The following is a 13,434-nucleotide window of genomic DNA, read 5'->3' on the forward strand; positions in this document are numbered from 1 at the left end:
CCCTTTCAGGTGACGCACACCACACTTTCGTACTGGCCAGTATCTCAGAGCCAGCCGCGGCGAGTGGCCTGAACTCCGGCCTGAAAGCGCGTGCTGGCGCCGAGCCGCTCGAGCAGACTCGCGGTCCGTCGCACGACCGTGCGCCGGGACAGACCGAGGCGGCGGGCGATGGTGTCGTCGGTCGCGCCCATGCTCATCAGGGTCAGGATGGCCTTGTCCCGCTCGTCCAATGCCTCGGACGGGTTGACCGAGATCGGAGTGGCCATGGACCACAGCGAATCGAAGGTCTTGACCAGCAGATCCAGTGTGGGAGAAGGGCCGACGCGCACACCCATGGGATCGCCGCGGCGCTCGTCGGTGTGCAGCACCAGAACCGCGCGGCGATCGTCCGCCACGATCAGCTTCATGGGCGGATCGGGCAGGGTGCGCGCCTGGGCGCCGGCCGCGTTGGTGGCCAGCACGTGCCGCAGCCGTTCCGCGTCCTGGTAGATGGTCTCCTGATACAGCGTGCGGTAGTCGATGCCCGAGGTGATGCGCGAGCTCTTGAGCTCGAACATGCGCTCCTCGGTCTCCACATCCGACAGGAACGGTCCGCGTTCGACCACCTTCACGCAGCTGTGCGCGGTGTGCTGCAGATCCTCGAAGTCCGCCAGGAGTTGACGACGTTCGTAGACGGCCACCACCGCGCCGTCGGCGTCGGTGGTGCGCCGGACCGAACGGAAGGTCTCGCCCAGGCGCGCGGCAGCGGACTGCATGCGCACCAGATCGTGGTTGCGGCGTCGAGTCTCGGCCTCGGACAGGGCTTCCGGCGCGTGCGCGTCCCAGCGCACGATGCCGGTCGATTCGGTGAGCCGGACCGCGGCCTCGAGATGGCAGAGCATTTCCAGTGCGGCCTCGGCCACTCGTGGCGCGCTGCCCAGTCGCTCGGCCACTTCGACGGCGGTGGATCGCGGATGCGCGATCAGCACCGCGTACGCGCGGCCGTGTAGGGAGGTGGGGTCGAACAGGTCATCCAGCGTCGTCACCGCACCCACCGGCATGCGCCGATCCGGGAATCGCCCGTTCGAAGGTGCCGGTGAGCGCTCTACTGGTCCGGTCCCCACTGCTGCTGCATGAGGACGCCCTTGCTGGCCAGCCATGGCAATGGATCCATCTTGCTTCCGGCGGCGTCCCAGATCTCCAGGTGCAGGTGGGGACCTGTGGAATTGCCGCGATTTCCGACACTGGCGATCACATCGCCGGTATTGACGCGCTGGCCGGCGGTGACGTACATGTCGTTCACGTGGCCGTAGACAGCGGTGGTGCCATCGTCCTGCAGGACGCGGACCCAGAGTCCGAATCCGGACGCCGGGCCGGCCTCGACCACGGTGCCGCCCATGACCGAGTGGATCGGAGTGCCGATCGCGTCGGCGAAGTCGATGCCGTAGTGCATTGCGCCCCAGCGCATTCCGAAGGTGGAGCTGATGACCGCGTCCGAGACGGGGCGGACGGCGGCGGCGGGGGCGAACTGCTGCTGCAGGTCCTTGAGGGTCTTCTCGGCCTGTGCGAGCGGACCCGACACCTCGGGCGGCAGATTCTGCAGACCGAAGGGCGCGGGTGCGGCGGCGACCGGAGCGGCGCCGGCGACCGGAGCGGCCTGGGCCTCGGGGGCCGGAGCGGCGACCTCGGCGGCCTGCTTGAACGTCTGCGACGAATCCTGCAGGGCGACTTCGGAACCGATCGACTTCTCGTCGTGATTCGGCAGCAGCGGTGCGGCGTGCGCGAGCGCGGGAACCAGCTGCGACGCGGTGCCGATGAGCGCACCCGCGGCGACCGCGGCCGAGGCCACGACCTTCACGCGGTCGACGGCGCTCGATTCGGCCCGATGCCGTCTGCGCGAGGGGGTGCCAGCATTGCCGCCGGAATCACCGAGCAAATCCATAACCGAGACTGAGTTCGCGGTCTCTCTGTGGTGCGGCAAAGCTCGTCCTAGCGTTCGGTGGTTCCGGTAACGATTCGGCATCGCTGTGATGGAAACAGTACTCGCTCGTGACCATTCCGCAACCTTTTCTGACATAACACCAGGTCGCAAATATGAACCCTTGATCACGAAGGGTAACCCCGAGCGCACACTGATGGGCATGGTTCTGGATGAGCTGGGTACCCCCATTGTTCTAGCGCCCATGGCCGGCGGTCCGTCGACGCCGGAACTGGCCGCCGCCGTCTCCGACGCGGGCGGGCTGGGATTCATCGCCGCCGGATATCTGTCCGCGGCCGATCTCGGCGATCGCATCGAGCGCACCCGCGCCCTCACCTCCGCGCCGTTCGGCGTCAATCTCTTCTATCCGTCCGCGCCCAGCCCCACCGAGACGTTCGGCGCGTACGTCACCGATCTGGCGCGGGAGTTCCCGGTCGGCGAACCGCGCTACGACTCCGACGACTGGGACGCGAAGCTGGACCTGCTCACCGCCGCACCGGTTCCGGTGGTGTCGTGCACCTTCGGCTGCCCGTCCGCGCCCGAGATCACCCGGCTGCACGCGGCCGGTTCCGAGGTGTGGGTGACCGTCACCTCGGTGGCGGAGGCGAAATACGCGGTGGAGGCGGGAGCGGACGCGCTCATCGCCCAGGGCTCCGAGGCGGGCGGACATCGCGGCACCTTCGCCGACCGTCCCGCCGACGACCTCACCGACCCCCTGGGGCTGCTGGCCCTGGTACAGCTGCTGACCGCCGCGGTGCACACGCCCATCGTGGCGACCGGCGGCATCACCACGGGCGCGGGCCTGGCCGCGGCGCTGAGCGCGGGAGCCGCCGCGGCACAGATCGGCACGGCCTTCCTGCGCTGCCCGGAGGCCGGAACCGCGCCGCTGCTGCGCGATGCCATCACCCTGGACACCCCCACCATGCTCACCCGCGCCTTCACCGGCCGCCGGGCGCGCGGGCTGCGCAATCTCTTCATGCTCGAGCATCCGGACGCACCGGCCGCCTACCCGGAAATCCATTACGCCACCGGACCTTTGCGGGCCGCCGCGCGAACCGAGGGCAACGCCGACGCGGTGAATCTCTGGGCAGGTCAAGCGCATTCACTCGCCCCCGAGCTACCGGCAGGCGAGCTGGTCCGGCAACTGTCGGAATCCGCGAAAGATGCTCTGAAAAGGGCACTTTCGATTCGAATTCAGGGTTGTTGACAACGTTTTTCGTTTAGAATTCGGGCGTACATCATTCCGCCATCCCATGAGGAGAGCGATATGTCACTCGACGTACCCACCGCACTACTCGAGCGTGCCGAACGTGGTGAAGTCAGCGACGACGAGTTCGTCGAATGTGTCCGTAACTCATTGCCCTACGCGTATGAGGTAGTGGCCCGGGTGGCGGCCGACTTGCATTCCGGCACAGAGGAATACGCGGACAATCTGGTCCCGCCGCCGGACGAGACCGCGCGCGGGCAGCTGCTGCGCGCAATGGCGTCCGACTCCATTCGCGCCGGTCTGGAACGACATTTCGGCATCAAGATCGCCTTCCAGAACTGCCATCGCGTGGCGGCGTTCCCGCTCTCGGCCGTCGGCGGCGATACCTACAGCACCTTCATCTCCACCCGCGCTCAGCTGCTGAACCAGAGCCCCGAGCTCCGCAACTGCTGAAACCTGTTTCCTGAGCACGCCATCGGCGCGACCGTAACCCGGTCGCGCCGTTCGCGTTCGCGGCTGGACTACCGGCGCACGGCCTTGAATCGCTTGACCTCGCGGACGGTGTAGTAGACGCAGACCACGAAGGGTGAGGTGAACAGGAACGCAGCGGCCACCGTCGCGATGATGTCGCTCGCCGAGTTGTGGCGAGCGTTGAAGGTCTCGGTGACCGCGACCGCCGTCGTCATCCCGAACAGCAACAGGCCCAGCGCCAACAGGATCCACACCAGCGGTCGCCAGGGCTGGATGCGTGGCGCGACCTCCGGTTTGCGGTAGCCGGCGAAACTCATATCGATCGATCCGCTGCCACCCGGAGCCGGAGCACCGTTGCGTGGAATCGGGCCACTACCGCGCGGAGCCGGAATCGGACTACTACCGCGCGGAGCCGGAATCGGACTACTACCGTAAGGAGCCGGAACAGGTCCACCACCGTACGGCGACTGACCACCGTTGCGCGCAATCGGTCCGCTGTTCCTCGAGACCGGACCGCCATGCCCCGAGACCGGACCGCTGTGCGACGGACCGCCCGAATATCCGGGGGCCGCAGGCCGGGTGGACGTTGCCGCGCTGTGCATTCCGACCGGCGGCGGCGTCATCGGAATCGCGGGTTGCGACACCGGACCGGACCCGTAGGCCCGCACCGGCGTACCGTCCCGCCCGCTCGGCGGAGCCGCCCGATCGATCGGTGGTGGCGTATAGGCCGCCGAACCACCCCCGCGAAGCGCGGTGGCGGCGTCCGAGGCCAGCTCGCCCGCGCTGTTGTACCGGCGGCCCGGGTCTTTCGCCATTCCGCGCGCGATCACCGCGTCCAGCGCGGCGGGAACCAACCGGCTGTGATCGCTCGCGCGCGGCGGCGGGGCGGTGAGGTGCGCGGCCATCTGCTGCGCCGGATTGGTCTGCGCGAAGGGCCTTTTCCCGGTGAGGCATTCGAAAAGCAGGCAGGCCAGCGAGTAGACGTCCGAGCGCAGATCGTCCTCCACACCGGCGAAACGCTCGGGTGCCATGTAGGCGTAGGTCCCGACCGCGATCCCGGTGGAGGTCAGACTCGACTGGCCGATACCGCGGGCGATGCCGAAGTCGATCAGGTACGCGTAGCCGCTGGGCAGCGTCAAGACGTTGGAGGGCTTCACATCTCGATGAATGAGCCCGGCCTTGTGCGCCACGTCCAGCGCCTCGGCGATCTGCCCGAGCAGGTCGACGGCGCGGGCGGGGGTCAGCGCGCCCGTCCGGTCCAGGATCTTGCCCAGGTCCGACCCGTCCACCAGCTCCATATCGATGAAGAGCCGGCCGTCGAGTTCGCCGAACGAGTGGATCGGCACCACGTGCGGGCCGCGCAACCGGGCGGCAAGCCTGGCCTCGCGCTCGAAGCGCCGCCGGTAGTCCTGGTCCGAGGCCAGCTCGGACGGCAGCAGTTTGAGTGCGACCTCGCGCTCCAGAATGCTGTCCTCGGCCAGCCACACCTGCCCCATGCCGCCGCGCCCGAGCAGCTTCACGAGTCGATAGTGACCGAGTTCGCCGTCCCCCGGCACATGCCCTCCCAGATCCGATCCTCAGCATGCGAATTTCCGGCATGTGAGGTGCTCAGCATACGACGCGGGGTCCGACAACACACCAGGCCCGAACGCGTCCCGCCATACCTATCGGCCGGTCACGCCCGGGGTGTGCGACGAGAATTAATCAAGAATTCGCTGGCCACCGGCAGTGTCGGATTGCTTACGCAACCTGGGTGCAGCAACATCCGGGTGCATGCCGTCGAATCCGCTGAACCCCGCCGGAGACGTTCCGGACACCGGGATTCCCGCCCCGCTCGCCGCCGCGATGACCATGGCCGAGCAACACGAGTGGCATCGCGCGAACCTGCGCCGCCATCGGGTCTCGCGGCGCAATTTCCTGCGCGGGTCGGCAGCGGCGGCCGCCGTGGCCGCGGTGGGTGCGTCCCCCTTCGTCACCCGGGCCTACGCGGAGGACGCACAGCTGTCGGTGGCGGGCAGGCATGTGGGTTTCGGCGCGGATTCGACCAGCCAGCTCCGGTTCGCGGCTCAGCTCTCGCGCAACCCCAAGGACAATCGGGTGTTCCTGGATCACGGGCCGACACCCGCGCTGGGCGGCACCGCCGAGGCCGAGGTGCGCAATCTGGTCACCCAGATCCCCGACAGTGACGGCGGCATCCTGTCGGCCGAACAGTTTTACGCGCACGTGCCGGTGGACGGACTGCCCGCACGACTGCCGCACTTCTACCGATGGCGCACCTCCGACGGCTTCACCAGCGATATCCGCTCGGCCGCGCCCGCGATGGGGTCGGCGCGAAACGCGGTGCTGCCCTTCCGCTTCACCATGATGGGCGATCAGGGCACCGACGACACACCCGCCATGCCCGCCGGTCTCGCGCCCGGCGACTACGACGACCGCTATTACAAGCCGGACAACGATCCGACCGCGCCGCACGCCGCCAACGTGATGCGCCAGATCGCCGACAGCCGACCGGATTTCCATGTGCTGGCCGGCGACATCGCCTACGCCGACCCGTCCGGAGCGGGCAAGAACCCGCAGTTCGTCCCGTCCGGCGGCAAGCTCTCGGGCGGCTTCGACAAGTTCAATCCGTATGTGTGGGACGTGTATTTCGGCGCGATCGAATCCAGCGCCTCGGTCACGCCGTGGATGTTCGCCACCGGCAATCACGATATGGAAGCCGCCTACGGCACGCACGGTTACGGCGGACACCTTGCGCGCCTGGATCTTCCGGGCAACGGTCCGACGGGCTGCCCATCGGCGTACTCGTTCACCTACGGCAACGTGGCGGTGCTGTCGCTGGACGCCAACGACATCTCCTACGAGATCCGCGCCAACTTCGGCTACTCGGGCGATGCCCAAACCAGCTGGGTGGAGCGCACTCTCGCGGCCTACCGCGCCGACCCGAACATCGATTTCATCGTGTGCTTCTTCCACCACTGCGCGTACTCGACCACCGATTCGCATGCCAGTGACGGTGGCGTTCGCGAGGCCTGGTGCGCGCTGTTCGACCGCTATCAGGTGGATCTGGTGCTGCAGGGGCACAATCACATCTTCGAGCGCACCGATCCGATCCGCGGCGGTCAGGCAGCCAAACCGGCACTGGACAATTCGATCGTCTACCCGCGCACCGACGGGACCGTCTACTACACGGTCGGGGGCGGCGGACGGCCGCGCTACGGCTTCCAACCCGGATCGCCCGAGACCTATCGCGGCAATGTGGCTGCCGACACCACGGTTCCGAACAGCTATGTCTGGACGCGCGACGGATCCAAACAGGACGAGGCCGCGCCGTGGTCGCGGGTGCGCTTCCGCAACTACTCGTTCCTGCGAGTGGATGTGCGCCCCGGCTTCTTCTCCAGCGAGATGGATGTGGTGGCGGTGGACGAATACGGCCGCGAGTTCGACAAACTCACCTATCGCCGCGAAGTCCGCGCATAGTCGTATTCTGCTCGCATCACCACTTTTTCGCCGTATCGCTCAGGGGGACCCGTGACCGCCGAACAGCCCGCCGACACCTTCGCCCTCTGGGATCAGGACGGCGACGGCCTCATCTCCGCGCAGGACATCCTCGCCGGAATCACCGCCCTGGGTCTGGACATCGACTCCGAGGCGGTCGAACGCCTGGTGGCGGCCGCCGACACCGACGGCGACTGGCTCATCTCCCGCGCCGAGTTCGACGCCGCGCGCCTGGGCCGCGATCCCGAGATCAACGATCCCGACGCCGCTTTCGACACCTTCGACACCAACCGCAACGAGCTCATCGAACTCGACGAGCTCGAATCCCTGCTCCGCACCTGCCCCGACCTGTCCCACGAATCCGCGGCGGCCCTGCTCGTCACCGCCGACCTGGATGGCGACGGCTACCTCTCCCGAGCCGAATTCGCCGCGCTCCTGGCCACACTCGCGCCCTGAACCGTGCCCGTCGCCGCGCTGCGACGGGCAGCTCAGTAGCGGAAATGATAGTCGCGGCGGAGCGCCCCACCGGCCGCGCAGCGACGTCCCCTCCCCCGCAGTCGTCGGCTCACACGTCCTGGAGCTTGCGCTTGAGCACCTTCCCGGTGGGGTTACGGGGTAGCTCCCCGAGGAACACGACCTCGCGGGGCACCTTGTACCGCGCCAGGTTCGTCTTCACGAAGTCCTTGATCTCGCCCTCGGTGAGCGAGTGACCCTCGTGGATCACCACGAAAGCCTTGAGTCGCGCCCCGTATTTCTCGTCGTGGACCCCGAGAACCGCGGCCTCCCGCACCGAGACATGGGTGTACAGCAGCTCCTCGACCTCCACCGGAAAGACGTTCTCCCCGCCGGAGACGATCATGTCGTCGTCCCGGCCGTCGATGAAAAGCCTTCCGGCCGAGTCGAAATGACCGACGTCGCCGGAGGACATGAGACCGCGGATCACTTCCTTGTTCCCGCCGCCGGTGTAGCCCTCGAACTGGATCACATTGCCGACGAAGATTCGCCCGGTGGTCCCCACGGGAACCCGGCGGCCGTTCTCGTCCAGGATCGCGACCCGCGCACCCAGCACCGGACGACCCACGCAACCGGGCTCCACCGCCAGGTCCTCGGGCGTCGCGATGGTGGCGTAGGCGACCTCGGTCGAGCCGTAAAGGTTGTAGACGACCGGCCCGAAGGCGGCGGTCACCTCACGGCAGAGCTGTGCTCCCAGTTGCGAACCCGCGACGAACACGATGCGCAGCGCGGACAGGTCACGCCCGGTGAGCGCCCGGCCGCCGAGATCCATCATGCGGTTCAGCATCACCGGGACGACGATCATGGTGCTCGCGTGATGCCGGGCGGCGCTGTCGATGGCCTCTTGCGGATCGAACCGGCGGCGGATCACCAGCGTGGACCCGAACCCGAGGGTCAGCATGGACATCGCGAAGCCCAGCGTGTGGAACATCGGAGCGCAGCATTCGGTCACCTCGTTCACCCGGAACGGGACCTTGGACAGCAGACCGCCCAGTGCGGCAAGCGATTTCGGCTCCGCGCGCGGCGCACCCTTGGGTGTTCCGGTGGTGCCGCTGGTGAGCAGGATGATCTTGGGCTCGGCTCCCGGCGCGGGCGGCGAGGCCGGTGAGCCCTCGGCGATGAGGAATTCCAGACTGTCCTCGCCGGGGTCGTCGGTCCAGGCCCGATAGCTGCCGCGCCGTGGGGACACCTCCGAGAGCATGTCCGCGTACTCGTCGTCGTAGACCAGTAGGTCGGTGCCCTCACGGGTGGCGACATCGCGAATCTGCGGGCCCGCGAAATCGGTGTTGAGCAGGATGATCCGGGCCCCGCACTTGGCGGCGGCGAAGATCGAGTCCAGCAGGCCGCGGTGATTGCGGGCCAGAATCGCCACGCCCTCACGCGGTTTCAGCCCGCGTTCACGCCAGGAGTTGGCCAGCCGATTGGACCGTTCCTCGAGCTCGGCGAAGGTCAGCGTGCCCAATTCGTCGATCACGGCGGTCCGGTCCGGGTAGCGCGCCGAGGACAGTCGCAGTCCGGCCGACAGCGTTCCGTATCGCAGCATGGCGGTGCCCGCAGCCAGCAGCGCGGCCGGTGATTCGAGCCGGGCCAGACCGGCTTCGACGACCAGCCGCGCCGATTCCATTTCCGTGTAGGCCCGATCGCCCACCGTGCGGATCACTCCGAGTGTCATGCGCTCGCCCCCGCCGATTCCCACACCGATTCACCTTGCGCGCACGTCGATTCCACACGGACCTCCTCGTCGAGCCCCACCACTCCGGACGACCCCCGCGGGCATCCGCCTTCGAAACCAACGGTAGAGCCGGGAACCCCGGAGCGGAACCCTTGACCGAACCTCGCACCCCGGCACGCCGCCGGGATGCGAGGTTCGAACCCCTCAGGACAGCGTGGTGACCGTCAGCGCACCGTCGGCGTACTGCGCCCGGAGCCGCTTCTTGTCGAACTTGCCCACGCTGGTCTTGGGCACCTCGTCGATGAAGGCCCAGTGCTCGGGGAGCTGCCACTTGGCGAACTTGTCGGACAGGAAGTCGCGCAGTTCCTCCGGCTTGACCTCCGCGCCCTCGGCGAGCACGACCGCGACCAGCGGCCGCTCGTCCCACTTCTCGTCCGGCACGCCGATGACCGCGGCCTCGGCGACGCTCGGATGGCCCACGACCGCGTTCTCCAGATCCACCGAGGAGATCCACTCGCCGCCGGACTTGATGACGTCCTTGGACCGATCCACCAGCGTCAGATACCCGTTCGGGCTGATCTTGCCGACGTCACCCGTCCGCAGCCAGCCGTCGTCGAACTTGTCCGGATCGATCTGCGCACCGCTCGGGGAGTAGTACGAGCCGGTGATCCACGGTCCGCGAACCTCCAACTCGCCCAGGGCGACTCCGTCGTTCGGCAGCACCGCGCCGTCGTCGCCGACCAGCCGCGCCTGCACACCGGCAGGGAAGCGCCCCTGGGTGTAGCGGTAGGACCAGGCCTCGTCGCCCTCGCTGCCGGCGGGCGCGTGCGCCACCGATCCCAGCGGCGAGGTCTCGGTCATGCCCCACGCGTGCAGCAGTTTCACCCCGTGCTGCTCGTCGAAGGCCCGCATCATCGACGGCGGCACCGCCGCGCCGCCGACCACACAGGTGCGCAGATGCGAGATGTCCTGCGGCGCGGCCTGCAGGCCCGCCAGCACACCGCCCCAGATGGTCGGCACGGCCGCGGCGAAGGTCGGCTTGACCGCCGCCATCATCTCCAGCAGCGGCGCGGGCTGCAGGAACCGGTCCGGCATCAGCACGTTCGCGCCCGACATGAGCGCGGCGTACGGGATGCCCCAGGCATTGGCGTGGAACAGCGGCACGATGGCCAGCACGGTGTCCGCGGCGTCGAAGCCCATACCGTTGGGCGAGATCACCTGCATGGCGTGCAGCCAGTTGGAGCGGTGCGAGTAGACGACGCCCTTGGGATCGCCGGTGGTGCCGGAGGTGTAGCACATGCCCGCGGCCGAACGCTCGTCCACGACCGGGAAGTCGAAGGTGTCCGGCTGCGCGGCCAGCAGTTCGGCGTACGAGTGCACCTGCACGCCCTCGGGCGCGGTCAGCGAGGCGGCGTCGCCGTTGGCGACGATGACGTGCCGGACCGTCGTCAGGTTGGGCAGGTACTGCGCGAACATCGGCACCAGGGTGCCGTCCACGATGACGACCTGGTCCTCGGCGTGGTTGGCCACGAACACCAGCTGCTCCGGGAAGAGCCGGATGTTCAGCGCGTGCAGCACCGCGCCCATCGCGGGCACGGCGACGTAGGCGACCATGTGCTCGTTGTTGTTCCACATGAACGTGCCGACCCGGTCACCCTCGCCGATGCCCAGGTCACGCAGGGCATTGGCGAGCCGGGCCGCGTCCTGGCCGACCTCACGATAGGTCTGGGTGCGGACGCCGTCGCCGGTCCAGGTGGACACGGTGCTGTCGCCCTGGAAGGTGGCCGCGTACCGCAGCAGCGTCGCGAGTGACAGCTGCTCGTCCTGCATGGTGCTCAACATTTCCCAACCGCTCCTTGGATATACCTACTGGAGAGTGAACTGAGTCACTTGCTGGGCAGGATATCCGAAATCGGACATCCGCGGTCTGGCGGTTAGCTGACGGCGGGATGCGCCCAGCTCACCCGGCGGCGCGGTGTGGCGACGCACAGCCACCGCCCGCTCATTCGGACCGTGCCGGATCCCCCGCGCGAAGTATCGGCTGCGGGCGACGAACCCCACCTTCGCCGCCCGCAGCCTGCTGCCGACCCGCCGCCACCCAACATGGCGACCAGCCGACATCGAAGTCCTGATCACATCGACTCGCGACGACACCCCCTGCGGTGCCGCAGAATAGCCAATTGCTAACCAGGACAAGCAAATTGGAGTACTATCTTCCGTGAATATAGGGAAACCGACGCCCGAATGTCCAGTCGAGGACAGCGTCGCAGGTCAGATGGTGCTCACTGACCGAGACAGCTGTCCGTGAGGCCGTGCGCGAGCAATCGCCGGAATCCGGCTGCCCGGACCGTGGCCAGAATGGCCGAAAATATCGATTCGATGTCCGCGTATGTGTTCGCGACCAGCGGCGATACGTTTACCGTCGAGGGATGAAGCGAGAGCCGTCCATTCTCATCATCGGCGCCGGGTTCGCCGGACTCGGCATGGCGCTGGAATTGCAGCGCCGCGGGATGTCGAACTTCACCATTCTGGAGAAGGCCGCCGATCTGGGCGGTGTGTGGCGCGAGAACACCTACCCCGGCGCCGCCTGCGATGTGCCGTCACCGCTCTACTCGTGGTCGTTCGAGCCGAAACCCGATTGGCCGCGCCGGTTCTCGCAGCAGCGCGATATCCACGGATACATGCGCACGGTCGCCGAGAAGTATGACCTGCCAGCGAAAATAGAATTCGGAGCCGAGGTCACCGACGCCGAATTCGATGAGGGCGCGGGCATTTGGCGAGTCAACACCACCGACGGCGTCACCCATATCGCCGACATCCTGATCCCGGCCGTCGGTCAGCTCTCGCGCCCGGCGATGCCGAATCTGCCCGGCATCGACTCGTTCACCGGCGCGGCCTTCCACTCCGCCGAATGGGATCACTCGGTGGATCTGACCGGCAAACGCGTGGCATGCATCGGCACGGGAGCCAGTGCCATCCAATACATTCCGCGCATCCAGCCCGAGGCCGCGCACCTGACGCTGTTCCAGCGCTCGGCCGCCTGGGTGCTGCCCAAGTTCGACACCGAGTACAGCGCGCTGCATCACGCGCTGTTCGAACGCGTGCCCGTCACCCAGCTGGCCGAGCGCTTCGCCATCTGGTCGACGTTCGAATTCCTCGCGCTGGCCCTGACCGATATCCCCGGACTCAAGCACCCCGTGATCGCCCTGGCGAACCGGCATCTCGAGAAGCAGGTTCCCGATCTCGCGTTGCGCGCCAAGCTGACTCCCGATTATCCGGCGGGCTGCAAGCGCGGACTGTTCTCCAACGAGTACTTCCCCGCACTGGCCCAGCCCAACGTGAGCGTGGAGACCACCGCCATCGAAGCGGTGACCCCCAACGGGATTCGCACCGCCGACGGTGTCGAGCACGCGGTGGACGTGATCATCTACGGCACCGGCTTCAAGGGCACCGAGTTCCTCGCGCCGATGAACATCTACGGCCTGGGCGGTCGCAAGCTGGCCGACGTCTGGTCGGCCGAGGGCGCGCGCGCGTTCCTGGGCATCTCGGTGCCGGAATTCCCGAACCTGTTCATGATGTACGGCCCGAACACCAATGTCGGCTCGGGTTCGATCATCTACATGCTCGAGGCGCAGGCCCGCTACATCCGCCAGGTGGCGCAGTATCTGGCGCAGCGCCCGGCCACCTTCCTCTCGGTGCGCGCGGACGCCGAACAGTCCTGGGACGACTGGCTCCAACCCCGCCTGAAGGACACCCCCTGGAACTTCTGCTCCAGCTGGTACCGCAACGCCTCGGGCCGCATCACCAACAACTGGCCCGGCGCCACCTCCCTGTTCCGTTGGAAGACAAGGAAATTCACCCCCTCCGATTACGAGGAACGGCGCGCCGAGCGCAGGTGAACTCCCCGCCGGAATGCGGCGGCCCGGACTCCCCGACCCGACTGTCCGTGACTGTCTCCACTCGAACCGTGGATCGTCAGCTCTACAGGCCGCGTGGTCGGGGACAAACCGCTCCTCGGAGGACCCACATCCCGCCAACCACCGCCGAAACCCCTCCCACCCGTAACGGATGCGGCCCCCAGCCCCCCAACCAGGTAGACTCCCCGACGTCCCAGCTAGG

10 protein-coding genes are annotated in these 13,434 nt (G+C 67.6%); 5 read left to right on the forward strand and 5 right to left on the reverse strand.

All coding sequences use genetic code 11. From position 1 onward, the window contains the following. Nucleotides 1-44: 44 nt before the first annotated feature. A complete protein-coding gene (locus NJ1_RS18900; RefSeq protein WP_067696109.1) occupies nucleotides 45-1,025 on the reverse strand; it encodes a helix-turn-helix transcriptional regulator in 981 nt (326 codons plus the stop codon). A 59-nt stretch (nucleotides 1,026-1,084) separates the two neighbouring features. Then, nucleotides 1,085-1,921 carry a M23 family metallopeptidase gene (locus NJ1_RS18905; protein WP_067695942.1) on the reverse strand — a complete coding sequence of 279 codons (837 nt, stop codon included), beginning with the start codon at nucleotides 1,919-1,921 and terminating at the stop codon, nucleotides 1,085-1,087. A 199-nt stretch (nucleotides 1,922-2,120) separates the two neighbouring features. Between NJ1_RS18905 and NJ1_RS18910 the strand changes: the two genes are divergently transcribed. Together NJ1_RS18910 and NJ1_RS18915 are read left to right on the forward strand one after the other, a co-directional pair. Continuing rightward, nucleotides 2,121-3,164 (forward strand): NAD(P)H-dependent flavin oxidoreductase, encoded by a 1,044-nt coding sequence (locus tag NJ1_RS18910; RefSeq protein ID WP_067696112.1) that lies wholly within the window; start codon nucleotides 2,121-2,123, stop codon nucleotides 3,162-3,164. A 60-nt stretch (nucleotides 3,165-3,224) separates the two neighbouring features. Further along, a complete protein-coding gene (locus tag NJ1_RS18915) occupies nucleotides 3,225-3,617 on the forward strand; it encodes an SCO5389 family protein (protein ID WP_067695945.1) in 393 nt (130 codons plus the stop codon). A 68-nt stretch (nucleotides 3,618-3,685) separates the two neighbouring features. Here the strand turns inward: NJ1_RS18915 and NJ1_RS18920 are convergent, their stop codons facing one another. Beyond that, nucleotides 3,686-5,191: a serine/threonine-protein kinase gene (locus tag NJ1_RS18920; RefSeq protein WP_067695948.1), complete on the reverse strand. Its 1,506-nt coding sequence runs from the start codon at nucleotides 5,189-5,191 to the stop codon at nucleotides 3,686-3,688. Nucleotides 5,192-5,408: 217 nt separating this feature from the next. On the opposite strand from NJ1_RS18920, the gene NJ1_RS18925 reads away from it, so the two are divergent. Both NJ1_RS18925 and NJ1_RS18930 read left to right on the forward strand, forming a co-directional pair. Further along, nucleotides 5,409-7,112 (forward strand): metallophosphoesterase family protein, encoded by a 1,704-nt coding sequence (locus tag NJ1_RS18925; protein ID WP_067695951.1) that lies wholly within the window; start codon nucleotides 5,409-5,411, stop codon nucleotides 7,110-7,112. A 51-nt stretch (nucleotides 7,113-7,163) separates the two neighbouring features. After that, nucleotides 7,164-7,586: an EF-hand domain-containing protein gene (locus tag NJ1_RS18930; RefSeq protein ID WP_067695954.1), complete on the forward strand. Its 423-nt coding sequence runs from the start codon at nucleotides 7,164-7,166 to the stop codon at nucleotides 7,584-7,586. Nucleotides 7,587-7,695: 109 nt separating this feature from the next. On the opposite strand, the gene NJ1_RS18935 is transcribed toward NJ1_RS18930, so the two are convergent. Both NJ1_RS18935 and NJ1_RS18940 read right to left on the reverse strand, forming a co-directional pair. Then, complete coding sequence (locus NJ1_RS18935) at nucleotides 7,696-9,339, reverse strand: acyl-CoA synthetase (RefSeq protein WP_339380990.1); 1,644 nt, start codon at nucleotides 9,337-9,339, stop codon at nucleotides 7,696-7,698. Nucleotides 9,340-9,519: 180 nt separating this feature from the next. After that, a complete protein-coding gene (locus NJ1_RS18940) occupies nucleotides 9,520-11,157 on the reverse strand; it encodes a long-chain fatty acid--CoA ligase (protein ID WP_067695956.1) in 1,638 nt (545 codons plus the stop codon). Nucleotides 11,158-11,744: 587 nt separating this feature from the next. Here NJ1_RS18940 and NJ1_RS18945 point away from each other — a divergent pair. Continuing rightward, nucleotides 11,745-13,214, forward strand: coding sequence for a flavin-containing monooxygenase (locus NJ1_RS18945; protein ID WP_067695959.1), 1,470 nt, complete (start codon nucleotides 11,745-11,747; stop codon nucleotides 13,212-13,214). Nucleotides 13,215-13,434: the final 220 nt, after the last annotated feature.

It is taken from the genome of Nocardia jejuensis NBRC 103114, assembly GCF_001613145.1.
In the GTDB taxonomy this organism is placed as follows: Bacteria; Actinomycetota; Actinomycetes; order Mycobacteriales; family Mycobacteriaceae; genus Nocardia; species Nocardia jejuensis.